Origin of the sequence: Shinella granuli, from assembly GCF_004341885.1 — a bacterium.
In the GTDB taxonomy this organism is placed as follows: Bacteria; Pseudomonadota; Alphaproteobacteria; order Rhizobiales; family Rhizobiaceae; genus Shinella; species Shinella granuli.
The window spans coordinates 440,764-457,742 of sequence record NZ_SLVX01000001.1; the positions used below are offsets into that span (position 1 = coordinate 440,764).

General features: G+C 65.8%; 15 protein-coding genes. 5 read left to right on the forward strand and 10 right to left on the reverse strand.

From position 1 onward, the window contains the following. Positions 1-57: 57 nt before the first annotated feature. Genes EV665_RS02075 through EV665_RS02085 form a run of 3 tightly spaced genes read right to left on the reverse strand, consistent with a single transcriptional unit; the run spans position 58 to position 2,921 of the window. Entirely contained in the window at positions 58-1,152 is a 1,095-nt protein-coding gene (locus EV665_RS02075; protein ID WP_133033062.1) for an ABC transporter ATP-binding protein, read from the reverse strand. Positions 1,153-1,182: 30 nt separating this feature from the next. Then, positions 1,183-2,007, reverse strand: a complete 825-nt coding sequence (locus EV665_RS02080; RefSeq protein ID WP_133032899.1) for an ABC transporter permease — start codon at positions 2,005-2,007, stop codon at positions 1,183-1,185. Then, positions 2,004-2,921, reverse strand: a complete 918-nt coding sequence (locus EV665_RS02085; RefSeq protein ID WP_133032900.1) for an ABC transporter permease — start codon at positions 2,919-2,921, stop codon at positions 2,004-2,006. The genes EV665_RS02080 and EV665_RS02085 overlap by 4 nt, the downstream gene beginning before the upstream one ends. A gap of 261 nt (positions 2,922-3,182) precedes the next feature. Between EV665_RS02085 and EV665_RS02090 the strand changes: the two genes are divergently transcribed. Then, positions 3,183-4,607, forward strand: coding sequence for an aminotransferase (locus EV665_RS02090; protein ID WP_133032901.1), 1,425 nt, complete (start codon positions 3,183-3,185; stop codon positions 4,605-4,607). Between the two features lie 193 nt (positions 4,608-4,800). Here EV665_RS02090 and EV665_RS02095 read toward each other — a convergent pair whose 3' ends face one another. The 3 genes from EV665_RS02095 to EV665_RS02105 all read right to left on the reverse strand — a co-directional run bounded on the left by EV665_RS02095 (position 4,801) and on the right by EV665_RS02105 (position 7,281). Then, positions 4,801-5,997: an aromatic ring-hydroxylating oxygenase subunit alpha gene (locus EV665_RS02095; RefSeq protein WP_133032902.1), complete on the reverse strand. Its 1,197-nt coding sequence runs from the start codon at positions 5,995-5,997 to the stop codon at positions 4,801-4,803. Between the two features lie 164 nt (positions 5,998-6,161). Next, a complete protein-coding gene (locus EV665_RS02100; protein WP_133032903.1) occupies positions 6,162-6,392 on the reverse strand; it encodes a hypothetical protein in 231 nt (76 codons plus the stop codon). Positions 6,393-6,492: 100 nt separating this feature from the next. Beyond that, positions 6,493-7,281, reverse strand: coding sequence for a DUF1194 domain-containing protein (locus EV665_RS02105; RefSeq protein WP_133032904.1), 789 nt, complete (start codon positions 7,279-7,281; stop codon positions 6,493-6,495). A gap of 174 nt (positions 7,282-7,455) precedes the next feature. On the opposite strand from EV665_RS02105, the gene EV665_RS02110 reads away from it, so the two are divergent. Then, positions 7,456-8,544 carry a hypothetical protein gene (locus EV665_RS02110; protein WP_133032905.1) on the forward strand — a complete coding sequence of 363 codons (1,089 nt, stop codon included), beginning with the start codon at positions 7,456-7,458 and terminating at the stop codon, positions 8,542-8,544. Position 8,545: 1 nt separating this feature from the next. Here the strand turns inward: EV665_RS02110 and EV665_RS02115 are convergent, their stop codons facing one another. Further along, complete coding sequence (locus EV665_RS02115) at positions 8,546-9,154, reverse strand: TetR/AcrR family transcriptional regulator (RefSeq protein WP_133032906.1); 609 nt, start codon at positions 9,152-9,154, stop codon at positions 8,546-8,548. A 208-nt stretch (positions 9,155-9,362) separates the two neighbouring features. On the opposite strand from EV665_RS02115, the gene EV665_RS02120 reads away from it, so the two are divergent. The 3 genes from EV665_RS02120 to EV665_RS02130 all read left to right on the forward strand — a co-directional run bounded on the left by EV665_RS02120 (position 9,363) and on the right by EV665_RS02130 (position 12,781). Beyond that, positions 9,363-9,854 (forward strand): anthrone oxygenase family protein, encoded by a 492-nt coding sequence (locus EV665_RS02120; protein ID WP_133032907.1) that lies wholly within the window; start codon positions 9,363-9,365, stop codon positions 9,852-9,854. A gap of 64 nt (positions 9,855-9,918) precedes the next feature. Beyond that, a complete protein-coding gene (locus EV665_RS02125; protein WP_245507631.1) occupies positions 9,919-11,337 on the forward strand; it encodes an amidase in 1,419 nt (472 codons plus the stop codon). A gap of 253 nt (positions 11,338-11,590) precedes the next feature. Further along, positions 11,591-12,781, forward strand: coding sequence for a DUF2778 domain-containing protein (locus EV665_RS02130; RefSeq protein ID WP_133032909.1), 1,191 nt, complete (start codon positions 11,591-11,593; stop codon positions 12,779-12,781). 211 nt (positions 12,782-12,992) lie between these two features. Here EV665_RS02130 and EV665_RS02140 read toward each other — a convergent pair whose 3' ends face one another. The 3 genes from EV665_RS02140 to EV665_RS02150 form a co-directional block, all read right to left on the reverse strand. Beyond that, positions 12,993-15,449, reverse strand: coding sequence for an ATP-dependent helicase (locus EV665_RS02140; protein WP_133032910.1), 2,457 nt, complete (start codon positions 15,447-15,449; stop codon positions 12,993-12,995). 102 nt (positions 15,450-15,551) lie between these two features. Continuing rightward, positions 15,552-15,965: a carboxymuconolactone decarboxylase family protein gene (locus EV665_RS02145; protein ID WP_133032911.1), complete on the reverse strand. Its 414-nt coding sequence runs from the start codon at positions 15,963-15,965 to the stop codon at positions 15,552-15,554. 50 nt (positions 15,966-16,015) lie between these two features. Further along, on the reverse strand, positions 16,016-16,837 hold the full coding sequence (locus EV665_RS02150) for a cyclase family protein (RefSeq protein ID WP_133032912.1): 822 nt from the start codon (positions 16,835-16,837) through the stop codon (positions 16,016-16,018). Positions 16,838-16,979 lie beyond the last annotated feature (142 nt).

Here is a 16,979-nt window from a genome sequence, read left to right on the forward strand (position 1 = left end):
AGCTTCCTTCTCCCCGCTTGCGGGGAGAAGGTCGCGGCAGCGGGATGAGGGGCTAAGTCACACGCGCGTAACCGGCGGGTCTTCCGCCAAAAGCACGAACGCCTCCGGATCATAGGCCAGCCGGATCTCCGCGCCGACCGGCAGGTCGTCGGCGCCGAAATTGTTCGTCTCGACCATGGAGAGCGGCTGTTCCAGCCCGTCCACGCCGACCGTCAGGTGGGTGACCTCCCCGAAATAGGCGCGGTTCTCGATGCGGCCGGCAAGCTCGTGCGGGGCGCGGTCGTCGTCCCACAGGAGCCGCAGCCGTTCCGGGCGGATGCCGACGGTGACATGGCCGTTGGTGGCGGCAAAGCCCTGCGGCTTGTCGAGGCTGACCGCGCCGAAGCGGGCGGCGTCGACGGAGACGGCGTTGCCCTGTTCTCCCAGCACCTTCGCCTTCAAAAAGTTCATGCCGCCGAGGAAGTCGGCGACTTTTCGCGTGCGCGGGCGCTGGTAGATTTCCTTCGGGCTGGCGATCTGGGCGATGCGGCCGCCGAACATCACGGCGATGCGGTCGGAGAGCGCCAGCGCCTCGTACTGGTCGTGCGTGACGAGGATGAAGGTGATGCCGACGGCCTTCTGCAGCGTGCGCAGCTCCACCTGCATCTCCTCGCGCAGCTTCTTGTCGAGGGCGGAGAGCGGTTCGTCGAGCAGCAGCACCTTCGGCCGCATGACGAGGGCGCGGGCGAGCGCCACGCGCTGGCGCTGGCCGCCGGAGAGTTCATGCGCCTTGCGTTGGCCGAGGCCCGTGAGGCGCACCTGGTCGAGCGCGTCGCCCACCCGCTTCCTCTCGTCCTGCGCGGAAAGCCTCAGCCGCTTCAGGCCGTAGGCGACGTTTTCGGCGACGTCGAGATGGGGAAAGATGGCGTAGTTCTGGAAGACCATGTTGGTCGGGCGCCTGTTCGGCGGCAGCGCGAGGGAGGGCACGCCGTCGATGAAGATCTCGCCCGCCGTCGGCGTCTCGAAGCCGGCAATCGAGCGCAGCAGCGTGGTCTTGCCGCAGCCGGACGGGCCGAGCAGCGAGAAGAACTCGCCTTCGCCGATGGTGAGCGAGACATCGTCGAGCGCCTTGTAGATGCCGTAGAACTTCGACACGTTGGCGATCTCGATCATCGGGCGGTCGGCCATGTCCGGTTCCTCTTCCTAGGGCAGCGTGAAGGCCATCTGCGTGCGGCGTTCGGCCCGGCGGCGCAGGATTTCGGTAAGGGTGAGCATGAGGATGGAGGCGACGAGCATGACGGTGCCGAGCGCCAGCACGCCCGGCAGCTTCGCCGCGAAGCGCAACTGCCCCCAGATATAGACCGGCAGCGTCGGCTCGGTGCCGGAAAGGAAGAAGGCGAGGATGAACTCGTCGAGCGAGATGGTGAAGGTGACGAGCAGGCTGGAAACGATGGCCGGCGCGACGACCGGCAGCGTGACGCGCCGGAAGGTGCCGATGGCGGTCTCACCGAGATCGTAGGAGGCCTCCTCCAGGCTGCGGTCGAACCCCTCGAAGCCGGAGACCAGCACCGACATGGCATAGGGCACGCAGAACACCGTCTGGCCGAGGATGACCGTGATCAGCGACAGTTCGACGCCCATCGCCAGCACGATCATCAAGAGCGAGACGGCAACGATGATCTCCGGCAGGAAGAGCGGCGCCATGATGAGGCCGGCTGCCGCCCTCTGGCCGCGGAAGCGGTAGCGCGTGATGGCGCGGGCGGCGCAAATGCCGAGCACGGTGGAGAGCAGCGAGACGGCGACGCCGACGACGAGGCTGTTCCAGGCCGCTTGCAGCATGACCGAATTGCCGGCGAGCGAGGCGTACCACTTGGTGGTGAAGCCGGCGAGGGGGAAGGTGGTCGTCGCCGCATCGTTGAGGGAGAAGACCGGCAGAAGCAGGATCGGCAGGTAGAGGAAGAGGAAATAGAGCGCGACATAGGCCGGCAGGAACGGAAGGACGCGCAGGCGCTGCGTGAGGAGGCTCATCTGATCCTCCTGACGGTGAATTTCAGCGCCAGCACGACGGCTGCTGCCGTCAGCGAGACGAGCACCATGGTCGTGACGGAGAGGGCGGCGCCGAGCGGCCAGTTGGCGCCCTTGCCGAACTGCGCCTGGATGGCGGTCGCGATCATCACGCCGTCCTTGCCGCCGACGAGGCGCGGCGTGACATAGTCGCCGACGGTCGGGATCATCACGATCAGGAAGGCGGAGATGATGCCGGGCAGCGAGAGCGGCAGGGTGATGCGCAGGAAAGCCTTGAAGCGGCTGTCGCCGAGATCGCGCGCCGCCTCGATCAGCGTGCGGTCGATCTTCTGCAGCGAGACGTAGATCGGCAGGATGGCGAAGGCCGCCCAGCTATGCACCAGCGTGATGACGACGGCGTTGGAATTGTAGAGCAGCGAGGTCAGCGGCTTGTCGATGAGGCCCATCGAGATGAGGCCGGTGTTCATGACGCCGCCATAGCCGAGGATGACCTTCCACGACATGACGCGCAGAAGATAGCTCGTCCAGCAGGGCACGGTGACGAGGAAGAGCCAGAGGTTCTTGTGCACCCCGCCGTGGAAGGAGATGAACCAGGCGATCGGATAGGAGAAGACGACGGTGACGATGCTGACCGTCAGCGAGATCCACAGCGAGCGGATGAAGAGGTCACGATAGATCGGCTCGGTGAGGGCTTGCCGGTAGTTTTCCAGCGTGAAGGTGCGGTCGATGTCGAGATAGTCCTGGGTCCAGAAACTGTAGGCGATGACGATGAGGACCGGGAGGAAGAGCAGCGCCAGCGCATAGAGGAAGGTCGGCGAGATCAGGGCGAGGCCGCGGGCCTCCTCGCTGCGCATCCAGGCCCTGCGCCTCCCGGAGGAGGGCGTGTCGGCAAGCGCGCCAAACGCCGCCGCCGTCATCGGCCGCACCTCCCGCCGCGACAACTCTCATGGAGCGTGAGATTTCCCGTTCCCATGCGCTTGCGCCTTTTCGGCCTCTGTGTGCTCGTTTTCGGGCACGCTGCTGTTCCCTGATGGACAGCATGCGCCGAAATCCCCGTTGAAATCAAGCCCTGTTTCTGCAATATTGATTGAACGAACATTCAATATGATTGGGAAAACCAAAATCTTTCATATCGTTGTTCCAAGATTCTTTCTGGTAAATAATCGATGGAGAGGGACATGGCGGCAATTCCGAAGACGGCGAACGAGGACCTGCGTGCCGACGAGGCGGCCGGTGACGAACTCACCCGGCTGGCCGAGCGCCACCTGGTGCAGCCCTGGCCGGTTTCCGGCTCCATCGGCGCGGAAGCGCGCGGGCGCATCGAGGCGGGCGAGGGCATCTATGTGACCGACGCCGCCGGTCGCCGCCTGATCGACGGGCCTGCCGGCATGTGGTGCGTCAATGCGGGGCATCGCAACAGGCAACTGGCCGACGTCATGGCTGCGCAGGCGATGGAGCTCTCCTACAATTCGCCCTGGTACACGACCAACACGCCGTCCGCCGTGCTCTCCGCCCGCCTTGCCGAACATGCGCCCGACGGGATCGACCATGTCTTCTACACGACCGGCGGCTCGTCGGCGGTCGAGACGGCGCTGCGCTTCATGCAGTTCGCCAACAATGTGAAGGGCCGTCCGGAGAAGAAGCTGATCGTCTCGCGCCAGGGCGGCTATCACGGCTCGACATACCTCTCCGCCTCGCTCAACGGCCGGCCGCGCGATCATGACTGGATGGACAGCGCCGCCGATCTCGTTGTCAAGCTCTCCTGCCCCGATCCGTTCCGCCGGCCGGAGGGCATGAGCGTCGAGGCCTTCTGCGATTTCCTCGTCGAGGAGTTCCGCGCGGTCATCGAAGAGAGGGGGGCGGAACATATCGGCGCCTTCATCGCCGAGCCGGTCATGGCCTCCGGCGGGGTCATCGTGCCGCCCGCCGGTTACCTCAAACGCATGCACGCGCTCTGCCGCGCCAACGACATCCTCTTCATCGCGGACGAGGTGGTGACCGCCTTCGGCCGCCTCGGCCATGTCTTCGCCTCGCAGGACGTCTTCGGCATCGACCCGGACATGATCACCTTCGCCAAGGGCGTGACGTCGGGCTATTTCCCGCTCGGCGGGGTGATGATCGCCGGGCGCCTCTTCGAGGAACTGCGCCGTTCGAGCCATTCGGAGGCGATGTTCGCGCATGGCCTCACCTATTCCAGCCATCCGGTCGGCTGCGCGGTGGCGCTGAAGAACCTCGACATCCTGGAGGACGGGCTGCTCGACCATGCGCGCGCCGTCACCGACCATTTCCAGGCGAGCCTGAAGGCGCTGGAGGAGCTGCCGCTGGTCGGCGAGGTGCGCGGCCTCGGCCTGATGGCCTGCGTGGAATGCGTCGCCGACCGCGTCAGCAAGAACCCGCTGACGCTCGATCTGGAAGTCGGCAAGCGCATCGACCGGCATTGCCAGGATCTCGGCCTGCTGGTGCGCCCGCTCATCAACATGTGCGTGATGTCGCCGCCGCTCACCATTTCGCTGGAACAGATCGACGACATGGCATCGATCCTGCGTCGTGGCATCGAGCTGACGATGGACGACTTGACGCGCGAAGGGCTCTGGAAGGGCTGAGGCTCTTCGCGTTGGGCCTGCCGTGTGATGTGGGTCCTCGGGTCAAGCCCGAGGATGACGGGGAGGAGGCTCCCACCCGTCAAGCGGTGCAGCATATGGCCATGTCGCTTTTGCCCGCCGTGCTTCTCTTCCATCGTCATCCTCGGGCTTGACCCGAGGATCCGCGCGGCACCCACGGCCCTGCCGGAGAAGCCTAGCCTTGCCGCAGCCCGGCATTGACCTCCGCCATCGCCTTCTCCTCCGGCGCGTCCTTCAGCGTCACCACCGGCAGCACCTTGCGCAGATGGTCGTGATGGGTGCGCACGCCGTATTCGAGGTCGGAGAGGTAGAAGCCGGCAAAGGCGTTGGAGGTCATCGCCTCGTTCGACCAGACGGTGAGCTGCACGTCCTCGGCCTGGGTGTCGCGGTCGATGCGGAAGGCGAGGTAGCGGGCGAGGCGGTGGGCGCGCTCCTCCTGCCGGTAACGGTAGATGCCGCCGCGCAGCAGCGTGCGGCCGACGCCGAGCGGAAATTCCTGGTAGAACTGCACGGTCTCCGGCGTGACGGCGATGACGGCATTCGGGAACAGGCCGAAATAGATCCAGGCCTTGCGCAGCCGCTCCGGCAGCGCATGGTTTTCGGGAGAGATCTTCACATAGTTGCGCACGCTCCAGCGCCGGCCGGCATGCGGGTTGTAGGTGGCGAAGGAGCGGCAGAGGCCATCGACGAAGGGCTCGTCGTAGTAGGTCGAGCCGTAGAGGTCCTGCAGGGCGGGATGCGCCATGGCGACGTGGTAGCCCTCGTTGTCGACATCGCGCACGGATTTCCAGTTGACGGGCGTCTCCTGGGTCCAGATCTCGCCCGCCGGGATCATCTCCTCGGTGCGGTAATGCGCCAGCTCCTCTTCGAAGGGCTTCATCAGCTCGACGACGGAAGGCTGCGGGCCGGGCGCGAAGCGGATGAAGACGAAGCCCTGCCAGACCTCGCATTCCAGCGTTTTCAGTGCGAATTCGTTCTTGTCGAGCGGGGGAAAGCTGCGGGGGCGCGCGGCGCCGCGCAGCGTGCCGTCAAGATTGTAGACCCAGCCGTGGAAGGGACAGACCAGCGCGTTGCGGCAACTGCCCTTCTCGTCGGCGACGAGACGCGAGCCGCGATGGCGGCAGATGTTGTGGAAGGCACGCACCGTGCCGTCCTGCCCGCGCAGGATGAGCGCGCGCTCGCCGACGACGTCCATGGCGAGGTAGTTGCCGGGCTCGGGAATGTCGGAGACGTGGCAGGCGATCTGCCAGTGCTCGCGGAAGACATGCTGCTTCTCCAATTCGAGGAGGGCGGGGCTGTGATAACACCAGCCGGGAAGTCCGCTCCTGTCCCAGTCGTTCGGAACGCTGATATCGCGGATCATCTCGTTCATGTCGCTCCCCTGTCTTTTGCTGAACGTTCATTCAATATAAGCACGATTTCCGTTCAAAAGGAATAGGTTGCGAACGCCGTGTGTTTTCACAATGGCAAAACCCCGGCCGCAGGGCGGCCGGGGCAGGGCGGATTCTCCGCGGAAAACCGCGCCAGGACCGATGCTTAACGGCAGACCTTCACGCGCTTGTAGACGACGTGTCCCCACTTGTTGTAGCGCTTGACCTTCTTCCAGAAGCAATGGCGGTGATGGCCATAGTAGTGGCTGACATAGCCGTGGTGATGGACGCCCCAGCCATGGCCGAAGCCGATATAGAAGCCGCCGGCCTGCGAAGGGGCGGCGAAGGACACCGCTGCGACGGTCGCGACAACGGCGGACATGATGAACTTGCGCATTTCAGTCTCCTCTCTACCAGTCAATGGACGAACCATTTCATCCAGCAGGGGGACTGTCGCATGGGGGACCGGGACGGCGCTGTTTCGGTTGGAACAGGGCTCAGCGGTCGAGTTCCGGATAGAAGCGCTCCATGTAGCTGGGCCTCAGCTTTTCGCCGATCAGGCAATCGGCCGGCCCTCCGGCGGCCGGAATGATGCGGGCAGGCGGCTCGATGCCGCTGACTTCGAGGATCAGCTTGCGGCGGATGGCGATGGCGAAATCCTCCGGCTCCTGCACCGGCAGCACGAAGGCGCCGGGGCCGCCGATGACGCAGTTGGCATAGTAGTCGTCGAGCGAGCCATAGGCGGCGGAGGGGCGGATCATGATGGCAAGGCCGTTGATGATGATGCCGAGCGCGGTCGCCGCGTCGCGCGCCGGCGTCACCGGCGGGCCGAAATTGTTCGGGCCGTCGCCGGATACATCGATGACGCGGCGCAGGCCGGTATAGCCGTTGGCATCGAAGAGTTGCGCGCCATAGGCAATGGCGCCTGATATCGACGTGCCGCGGCGCGTGGCGATCGGGCGGGCTTCGAGCTGGGCGGCGAAGGCGTCGGCGTCCTCCGGGCCGGAGATGATCTGCCAGGGCACGAGGGAATTGTCGCGGATCGTGCCGGCCCATTCGAAATAGCTGATGGCGATGCGGCCGGTCAGCCCGTCGCGCACGGCATTGATGAAGTCGGGGTGGCGCAGGGCATCGACGTAACCGGCGCGCTGCACCTGCGCCTCCTCGAGGTCCATGGAGCCGGAGACGTCGACCGCCAGCACCAGTTCCACATCCACCTCAACGTCCCCGGCGGCGAGTTCCGCGCCGGGCATCAGGCTCATCAGCAAGGCAAGCGTTGTCAGCATGGCCGTCACCCATCCGTGCATCCGGGGTTTGGAAATGTATCACGACCGGCGGAGGGAAAGAGCATGCGCTCTTCAAAAATCGGTGATGACAGGCGAATAGCCGCCGGGCTGCAGCCGTCTTCCGCTGGTTCCCGCCGCATGCGGGTGGACCGGGGGCTGAGAAAGCGGATCGACATGGTTTTCAGGGATATTCTTGCCACTTTGCGCAACAGGATGTTCGGCCGGGCGAGCGCGGCGCCGCAGGAACTCCTGTCGCCGGAGGAGCGGCTGGTGCGCGACTACGACCTCTATCTCGTCGATCTCCACGACGAAATACCGGCCCTCGTGCCGCAGCGCGACGCCCTGCGCGCGGCCTGGCGCAACGGCGATTTCGAGGCCTATCAGCGGGCCTTCGAGGCGGCGCGGGCGAGCGGCGTCATCACGGAAAGCGGCCGGCCGCTCTATTCGCTGGTCAAGGAATGGTTCCTCGAACCGTTCCTGGAGTTGCCGGACGACGAGGCGGCGGCGCATGTCGCCGGGCTGGAACCCTTCCGGGCTTTCTTCGAGCGCAGCCCGTCGGCCTTTTCCGCCGCGACCTATGCCGATGCCCTGCGCGTGGCGGCCTTCGCGCAGCGCGGCACCGCCTACGGGCACCTTGTCCGGGCGGAGCAGTGGCAGAGCTGCGAGGCGTTGCTGAAGGCGGCGGACGATGTGCTCGACAGCCAGGTCGACCCGGACAATTTCTGCTGGCGGATGAGCGACTACCGCCGCTCGGCCAATGACGGCGATTTCGAGACATTCGCGGCGCGCTTCGAGCAGGCCTGGCGGCTCGATCGCTACAATATCGACCTCTGTCGCGCGCATGCCCGCATGATCATGCCGCGCTGGCTGGGGCGCGATGCGCAGGATCTCGAAAACTTCGCCCGCCGGGCGGCGGCACTGACGCAGGATCGTTTCGGCCTCGGCTTCTACGCGCTGATCCAGCAGGCCAACACCGAGGTCGGCGACCACGCGCTTGCCGATACGCTCTGCGATCCGGACATGGCGAAACAGGGTTTCGAGGACCTCCTGTCGCGCTTTCCCGCGCCGAGCGTGATGAACCTCTATGCCGACATGCTGGAATGGATGGGCGACACCGAGGCGCTGGCGGATCTGCTCCAAACCCGCTTCCGCGTGATGGTGCCGCAGATCTGGTACGGCGATACGCGCAGCGACAAGATCGCCCATCTCTTCGCCACGCTGCTCGAGGCGGCCGAGGTGCTGGAGGCGCGGCGCGCCCGATAGGCTACAGCGCCGTCAGCTCCCGGATCGCCATGCGCTTGTAGGCCTCGACCAGCCTGTCGCCCTCCGCCCGGTCGACCGAGACGGCAAGGCGCATCGTCGCCTCGCCGAGATGCATGACGAGGAGGGCGGTCGCCTCGATCCGGGCGGCATCGGCCTTGGGGCGCAACATCCGCAGCCGGGCGGCGAGCAGGGCACCGTTGCGGCGGCTCTCCTCCGCCTCCATGGCCCGCAGCGCCCCGTCCGCCTGCACGGCGGACCAGATGTCGCGGATGACCGGTTCGGCGAGGAAGAGCGCGTAATAGGTGTCGATTAGGCTGCCGAAGGCGTCGGCAAGCGCCTCCATGCTGCCGACGGCGGCAAGGCCTTCGGCGATGCAGGCGCGGCTTTCCGCATTGCAGCGTTCGGCAAGCGCGTGCACCACGGCGCTCTTGTCGGGAAAATACTGGTAGAGCGAGCCGATCGAGATGCCCGTGCGCTGGGCGAGTTCGCTCATGCGCAGGGCGTCGCTGCCCGCCTGCGCGATCATGTCCGTCGCATTGGCGAGGATGGCGTCCACCCGTTCGCGGCTGCGTTTCTGGGTCGGTGCGCGGCGGGTCTGCGGTTCGGCCATCGGTCTTTCCGAAAGGACTTTCGATTGGTCTTGACAAATACGAGGATTCCTCACATTTTGCAAATATGAGGATTGCTCATATTTTTGGGCGGCGATGACAGGTGGAACGTGCATCCGGGTGGTGATGCCGCGCGTGGCCGGCCGACCGCCACGCGATTTTTCGAGTTCGCCCGTGATGCGGACGAAACGGCTTCCGGAGGACCCGACCATGGCAAGCGCCTTTCCCATCCTGACCTTCCTTTCCATTCTCGCCGCGGCGCTGAATGCCGGGCTGTTCTTCATCTTCTCGGTCTGCATCATGGCGGCCTTTGCCCGTCTTTCGCCTGCGGAAGGGGCGGCGGCGATGAACGCCATCAATGCCGTCATCCAGAACCCCTGGTTCTTCTCGGCCTTCTTCGGCGGGGCGTTGCTGTCGCTGGTGCTGGCGGTCCTCGGCTTCCTGCAGGGCGGAGCCGGCGGTCTGCTGGCCGCGGCGGGCGGTGTCGTCTTCCTTGTCGCCGTCATCGGCGTGACCGTTGTCTTCAACGTGCCGCTCAACGATGCGCTCGCCGCCGCACCCGCCGGCAGCCCTGAACAGGCGGCCCTCTGGCAGCGCTATCTCGGCGTCTGGACGATGTGGAACCACGTGCGCACGGTCGGCTCGCTCGCTGCCGTCGGTTTCTTCGCACTCGCCTTCCGCCAGGGCGTCCCGCTCGGCTAGGACCGGGCTGGCGCTCCTTCCTTCCGCCTGCTAGCTCTGTTCCAGACGAATGCCGGAGCCGACCTTGCAGGACATCACCGACCTTTCCGCCCTTGCCCTTTCCGCTGCCATCGCCGAGCGCCGGCTCGACTGCCGCAGCGTCATGGCGGCCTATCTTTCCCGCATCGAGGCGATCAACCCGCGCCTCAACGCCCTTGTCAGCCTGCGCCCGACCGATGTGCTGCTGGCCGAGGCGGAGGCGGCGGACCGGGCGCTCGCGGCGGGGGACCGTCACGGCTGGTTGCACGGCATGCCTTTCGCGGTGAAGGACCTTTCCGAGGCGAAGGGCATCATCTGCTCCTTCGGTTCGGCCAATTATGCGGATTTCGTGCCCGACTACGACGACATCCATGTCGAGCGCATCAGTGCCGCCGGCGCCATCATCATCGGCAAGACCAATGCGCCGGAAATGGGCCTCGGCTCGCACACTTACAACCCGGTCTTCGGCGTCACGCGCAATCCCTACGATACCGGCAGGAGCGCCGGCGGCTCCTCGGGCGGCGCGGCGGCGGGGCTGGCGGCGCGGCTGCTGCCGGTCGCCGATGGCAGCGACATGATGGGCTCGCTGCGCAATCCCGCCGGCTTCAACAATGTCGTCGGCTTCCGCCCGTCCTTCGGCCGGGTGCCCTCGCTCAACACCGAGCTCTTCCTCGGCCAGCTCGCCGTCAACGGCCCGATGGGGCGCAGCGTCGCCGATGTCGCTGCCCTCCTGGCGACGCAATCCGGCCAACATCCGCGCGACCCGCTGTCGCTTCCCGACGATGGCCTCGCGTTCGATGCCGACCGCGATCTCTCCGGCGCCCGCATCGGCTGGCTCGGCGATTTCGGCGGCTACCTTCCCTTCGAGCCCGGCGTGCTGGAGCTTTGCCGCGCCTCGCTCGACGTCTTCCGGCGGCTTGGATGCCGCGTGGAGGAGGTGCCGCCGGGCTTCGACATGGCGCGGCTCTGGCAGATCTGGCGCACGCTGCGCCATTTCCTCGTCGCCAACGGCCAGGCGGCCGACTATGCCGATCCGGTCCGGCGCGCGCGCATGAAGCCGGAGATGATCTGGGAAATCGAGAACGGCCAGAACCTCTCGGCGGCGGAGGTCTATGCCGCCTCGCTCGGCCGCAGCGACTGGCTGCGCCACGTCTCCGGCCTCTTCGAACGCTACGATTTCCTCATCCTGCCCACCGCCCAGGTCTTCCCCTTCGAGGCCGAACTCGACTGGCCGAAGGCGATCGCGGGGCGGGCGATGGACACCTATCATCGCTGGATGGAGGTGGTCATCGGCCCGACGCTGGCCGGCCTTCCCGTCGCCGCCATGCCGGCCGGTTTCGGGGCGGGGGGATTGCCCGCCGGCATCCAGATCATCGGCCGTCCGCGGGCTGACAGCGACGTGCTGGCGGTCGCCGCGCGCTACGAGGCGGCGACCGACTGGCTCGCCCGGCATCCCCAGTTCTAGGGATACGGGGGCTTTCGACACGCCAGCGCCGCATTCTCGTGACAGGCAGCCTTGCCGGATGTTGAGGACCTGCCGGCGGACTCCTTCAAAAACGCGAGGCGCCGTTTAGGAATTGCTTACCATATTTCGTCATTCTTTGCTTGTTCGGCAGAAGCCCGGGACGCGTGATCCCGCCGCCTGCCGCAAGCGTAACGGCTTCCGGAGCGTGTTTTCCGCGGCCGCGTCGAGTAACGAGTATCGGGTAACGAGTATCATGGCGTCTGTATACGGTTCCGCGCGTTCCGCGTCCAAATCCCGTCGGGGTCGTTCCGGGGGTATCCTTCTCAGCACAATCCTTGCCTGCGGCGTCATCGCCGGCTCCGTCTGGGCCGTCGTCTCGACGCTCGGCGCGATGCAGGGGGCGGCGTCCACGCTCTCCGAGGGCAGCAAGACCCTTGCCGGCTCGCTGCACGAAAAGCCCGCTACCACGCAGAGGCTTGCCGAGCGCGTGGTGAAGGTCGCAAAATTCTCGCGGCTTTCGCAGCCCTCGGACAGCGAGATCCGCCAGAAGCAGTTGACCGCCGAGGCGATCCAGATCGCGCACCAGCGCCGCATCTCCGTCCAGCTCGCCTCCGCCGTCAAGCGCGAGAAGGCCAAGGCCGCGATGATCGAGGCGGCCATCGCCCGTGCCGAGCGCTCCGTCGAGGACGAGAAGCGGATCACCGGCCAGCCGACCATGGTGACCGCGCTGGTCGAGGACGTTTCGGCCCGCAAGGACATCCAGCCCTTCGGCCTCGTCATGCAGAAGCCGGAGGAAGAGGAGGAAAATCTCCTCAGCGTGATCCCGCTGCCGGAAGCAAAACCCGCGCTGGAGACGGTCACCATCGAAAAGCCGGTGGTCGAGGAAAAGCCTGTCGCGCGCAGCCGGCGCGAAAAGGCGAAGGACAAGGAAGACGTCGCCCTCGTCAAGCCCGAGCGCTCGCTGTTCGGCGATCTCTTCAAGGGCAAGGGCGGCAGCAGCACCGGCTGGCCGGGCCGCGGCACGAAGGTGGCGATCTACGATGTCTCCAACGCGACGGTCTACATGCCCGACGGCACGAAGCTGCGCGCCCATTCCGGCATCGGCAAGATGCGCGACAATCCGCGCTATGAGCACGTCAAGATGAACGGCCCGACCCCGGCCGGCATCTATCGTCTGAAGATGCGCGAGCGGCGCTTCCACGGCGTCGAGGCGATCCGCATGACCTCGATCGACGGGCGGGACCCGAAGAACCGCACGGGCCTTCTGACGCACACCAACCTGCTGCGCGGCCAGAAGGGCTCGCATGGCTGCGTCGCCTTCCAGAACTACGAGCCGTTCCTCAACGCCTTCAAGCGCGGCCATGTCACGATGATGGTCGTGGTCCCTGAACTGCCGTCCTCGCGCACCCAGCTTGCCGCGCTCTATCGCAAGGCCGGCGCCTGATTGCTCTCATCCTCGGCGGTGGCCCCCCTCTGCCCTGCCGGGCATCTCCCCCTCAAGGGGGGAGATTGGATGGAGGACCGTTTCGTCAAATCAAGACGTTGCTGATCGAGCAAGGTTTTCGCGGCTTGCCGATCTCCCCGCTTGAGGGGGAGATGCCCGGCAGGGCAGAGGGGGGTGTACCGGACACGCTAATAATCAGATGCCGCCGGTATCAGGCTCGCTCGACAAAGCCGTCCAGAACGCGCTTCTGGCCCGCGCGGTCGAAATCGATCGTCAGCTTGTTGCCCTCGATCGCCGCCACGTTGCCGTTGCCGAACTTGATGTGGAAGACCCGGTCGCCGACCGCAAATTTCGACGGCTCGCTCACGGTCGATTTCGCCACGAGCTCGCCGTCGATGGTTTTTGCCCGCGGGCCGCTTTCCCCATAGCCGATGCGCTCGACGGCGTGGCCGGAGCGTGAGCCCCAGTTGTCGCGCGTCGCGTCGGTGCGGTTCGCCTGGGCGCGCCGCCAGCCGGGCGTCGAATAGGCGTTCTGAAAGGGCTCCTGCTTGTCGAAGCGGGACTGGCCGTAGCCGCCGCGGCCGTAACCGCCATAGGATTGCTCCACCTCCGCCACCTCGACATGGGCTTCCGGCAGTTCGTCGAGGAAGCGCGAGGGCAGGGTCGTCTGCCAGAGACCGTGGATGCGACGGTTCGAGACGAACCAGATGTGGCAGCGGCGCTTGGCCCGCGTGATGCCGACATAGGCGAGGCGGCGTTCTTCTTCCAGGCCCGAGCGGCCGCCCTCGTCGAGCGAGCGCTGGTGCGGGAACAGGCCTTCCTCCCAGCCGGGCAGGAAGACGGTCTCGAATTCGAGGCCCTTGGCCGAATGCAGCGTCATGATCGAGACGGCGTCGAGATTCTCGTTCTGCTCGGCATCCATGACGAGCGAGACATGTTCGAGGAAGCCGCGCATCGATTCGAAGGCCTCCATCGAGCGGATGAGTTCTTTCAGGTTTTCCAGCCGCCCCGGCGCCTCGGCCGATTTGTCGGCCTGCCACATGGCGGTATAGCCGCTCTCGTCGAGGATCTGCTCGGCAAGCTCGGTGTGCGGCATGGTCTCCAGCAGCGACTGCCAGCGGCTGAAATCGGTGACGACGTCGAAGAGGGCCTTGCGCGCCTTCGGCTTCAGTTCGTCCGTCTCGATGATGTCGGCGGCGGCGGCGAGCATGGGGATGTCGCGGGCGCGGGCATAGTCGTGCAGGTTGCGGATCGTCGTATCGCCGAGGCCGCGCTTCGGCGTGTTGACGATGCGCTCGAAGGCGAGGTCGTCGGCCGGCTGGCTGACCAGGCGGAAATAGGCCATCGCGTCGCGGATCTCGAGCCGCTCGTAGAAGCGCGGGCCGCCGATGACGCGGTAGTTGAGGCCGAGCGTGACGAAGCGGTCTTCGAATTCGCGCATCTGGAAGGAGGCGCGCACGAGGATCGCCATGTCGTTCAGCTTGTGCGCCTTGCGCTGGAGCTGCTCGATCTCCTCGCCGACGGCGCGGGCCTCCTCTTCCGAATCCCAGGCGGCGTGCACCACGACCTTGTCGTCGTCGGGATCGTGCCGGTCGGTAAAGAGCGTCTTGCCGAGACGATCCTCGTTATGGGCGATGAGATGGCCGGCCGCGCCGAGGATATGGGCGGTGGAGCGGTAGTTGCGCTCCAGCTTGATGACCTTCGCGCCCGGGAAATCCTTCTCGAAGCGCAGGATGTTGTCCACCTCCGCGCCGCGCCAGCCGTAGATCGACTGGTCGTCGTCGCCGACGCAGCAGACGTTCTGCGGCGTGCCCTTCGGCCGCTGGGCGAGAAGACGCAGCCACATGTACTGCGCGGTGTTGGTGTCCTGGTATTCGTCGACGAGGATGTAGCGGAATTTCTGGTGGTATTCGGCGAGCACATCCGGATTGGCGCGGAACAGGCGGATCGGGTGCAGCAGGAGGTCGCCGAAATCGCAGGCGTTCAGCGTCTTCAGGCGGTTCTGGTAGGCGACGTAGAGTTCGCGGCCCTTGCCGTTGGCGAAGGCGCGGGCGTCGCCTTCCGGGATCTGCGCCGGGTCGAGGCCCTTGTTCTTCCAGGTGTCGATCATGCCGGCGAACTGCTTGGCCGGCCAGCGCTTGTCGTCGATGCCCTCGGCCTGGATGATCTGCTTGATCAGCCGCACCACGTCATCGGTGTCGAGGATGGAGAAATCCGACCTGAGGCCGACGAGTTCGGCATGGCGGCGCAGCAGCTTGACGCCGATCGAGTGGAAGGTGCCGAGCCAGGGCATGCCCTCGACGGCGCCGCCGACGAGGAGGCCGATGCGCTCCTTCATCTCGCGCGCGGCCTTGTTGGTGAAGGTCACGGCCAGCATCTGGCTGGGGAAGGCGCGGCCGGTGGCGAGGATATGGGCGATGCGGGTGGTGAGCACGCGCGTCTTGCCGGTGCCGGCGCCGGCGAGCACCAGCACGGGGCCGTCGAGCGTTTCCACCGCCTCACGCTGCTCGGGATTGAGGCCGGAGAGATAATCCGGCGCCCGGTGCGCATCGCGCGCCGCCATGGCGCGCGCGGCGATGCCGCCCGTCGGCTTGGCCGGCGCCGCGGGCTTGCCGGCCAGTTGCGGGTCCTCGTCGAAGAAGGGAATGTCGTCGTAACCGCTGATCATGCGGCTCAATGTAGTGATTCGGTCCCGAAAGGCCAGTTTTCCGTTCTGCTTTTATTCCGCGGGGAAAAAGATTGGCCGGAAGATTGTGGAAAGCGGCGCCGTTCAGGGCTTTCGGCGGTCGGCGTCGAAGACCTCGTCCACGGGCACCTGCAAGGCGGTGGCGAGCTGGTTCGTCTTGCCGGCGAGCGAGACGATGGCGAGCAGCTCGGCATGGTGCGCATCCGTCATGCCCTTGGCTTTCGCGGCGGCGGTGTGGGAATGGACGCAGTAGCTGCAGCCGTTCGTCACCGAGACGGCGATGTAGAGCATTTCCTTGACCAGCGGATCGAGCGCCGAGGGCGTCGCCATGACGGCCTTCACCTCCGCCCAGGTGCGCTCCAGTAGCGCCGGGTCGAAGGCGAGGTAGCGCCACATATTGTTGACGAAGTCCGATTTGCGGGTGGCGCGGATGTCGTCGAACACCGCCTTGACGCGCGGGTCGGCTTCCAGATCGTCGGCGGGCTTGACGGTGCTCATGGTTCCTCCGGGAGAATGGGCCGGCGGCGGAACCGCCGGCCGGATGGGGATCAGGCCAGCGCGATGACGCGGGTCGGGCCGCCCGTGCCGCCGCGCACCTTGGGCGCGCCGACGACGAGGGTCGCGCCCCTGGCCGGAAGCTGATCCAGATTGGCGGCCGCCTCAAGCCCCCAATGGCCGGAGGCAAGCCAGGAATAGTGCGTCGCGAAATCCGGGGAAATGCCGTAGTCGAGCGAGAGCGTATCGACGGCGATGCCGACCGCGCTCGAATTTTCCGCGAGGTATTGCACCGCTTCGACATGGAAGCCGGGGAAGTGCATCTTGCCCTCGCCATCGGCATTGCGGAACTTGTCTGTGCCGAGATGCTTGTCCCAGCCGGACAGCAGCGCGACGCAGGCCCTTTCCGGCAGCTCGCCATTGGCCGCGATCCAGGCCTTGATGTCGTCCGGCGTCAGTTGCGCATCGGCATTGGCGGCGGCCTTTTCCCTGATATCGATGACGGCGAGCGGCACGACGAGATCGGAGACCGGGATTTCCGCCACCGATGTGCCGTCCTCGGAGAAATGCAGCGGTGCGTCGAGATGGGTGCCGGTATGCTCGTTCACGCGCAGTTCGAAGAGATTGAACTTGTGTTCCTTGTAATTGAACTTCTGCTCGCGCCAGAACTGCTGCTCTCCGAAAAAGGTCGGAAATTCCTCGTAGAGTTCATGGGTGAGGTCCGTTGCCTTCGTCGGCGCCTGGGCGAGCGCCGGGCTGAGCGCGCCGGAACTTGCGGCGGCGACCGTTGCTGCCCCCGCGGCAGCCGCGCGGAAAAAGCTCCTCCTCGAAAGCATGCGGTTCTTGACGGTATCGATGACACAGGCGTCACACATGGAATTCCCCCTGTCGTTCAATGCGTTGATGAAAGAATACTGAAATAGGGCTCGGCCGCTGTGGCCGGGAAAAAGCTATCACAAGTGGAGGAAGCGTCCAGTCATGCGCATGCTCGCAGAAGGGGCGGCGAGGGAAGATTTC

Bases quoted from the DNA above. Each gene is read 5' to 3' on its own strand.
- EV665_RS02075 (WP_133033062.1), bottom strand. From the start codon at position 1,152: ATGATCGAGATCGCCAACGTGTCGAAGTTCTACGGCATCTACAAGGCG.
- EV665_RS02080 (WP_133032899.1), bottom strand. From the start codon at position 2,007: ATGAGCCTCCTCACGCAGCGCCTGCGCGTCCTTCCGTTCCTGCCGGCC.
- EV665_RS02085 (WP_133032900.1), bottom strand. From the start codon at position 2,921: ATGACGGCGGCGGCGTTTGGCGCGCTTGCCGACACGCCCTCCTCCGGG.
- EV665_RS02090 (WP_133032901.1), top strand. From the start codon at position 3,183: ATGGCGGCAATTCCGAAGACGGCGAACGAGGACCTGCGTGCCGACGAG.
- EV665_RS02095 (WP_133032902.1), bottom strand. From the start codon at position 5,997: ATGAACGAGATGATCCGCGATATCAGCGTTCCGAACGACTGGGACAGG.
- EV665_RS02100 (WP_133032903.1), bottom strand. From the start codon at position 6,392: ATGCGCAAGTTCATCATGTCCGCCGTTGTCGCGACCGTCGCAGCGGTG.
- EV665_RS02105 (WP_133032904.1), bottom strand. From the start codon at position 7,281: ATGCTGACAACGCTTGCCTTGCTGATGAGCCTGATGCCCGGCGCGGAA.
- EV665_RS02110 (WP_133032905.1), top strand. From the start codon at position 7,456: ATGGTTTTCAGGGATATTCTTGCCACTTTGCGCAACAGGATGTTCGGC.
- EV665_RS02115 (WP_133032906.1), bottom strand. From the start codon at position 9,154: ATGGCCGAACCGCAGACCCGCCGCGCACCGACCCAGAAACGCAGCCGC.
- EV665_RS02120 (WP_133032907.1), top strand. From the start codon at position 9,363: ATGGCAAGCGCCTTTCCCATCCTGACCTTCCTTTCCATTCTCGCCGCG.
- EV665_RS02130 (WP_133032909.1), top strand. From the start codon at position 11,591: ATGGCGTCTGTATACGGTTCCGCGCGTTCCGCGTCCAAATCCCGTCGG.
- EV665_RS02140 (WP_133032910.1), bottom strand. From the start codon at position 15,449: ATGATCAGCGGTTACGACGACATTCCCTTCTTCGACGAGGACCCGCAA.
- EV665_RS02145 (WP_133032911.1), bottom strand. From the start codon at position 15,965: ATGAGCACCGTCAAGCCCGCCGACGATCTGGAAGCCGACCCGCGCGTC.
- EV665_RS02150 (WP_133032912.1), bottom strand. From the start codon at position 16,837: ATGTGTGACGCCTGTGTCATCGATACCGTCAAGAACCGCATGCTTTCG.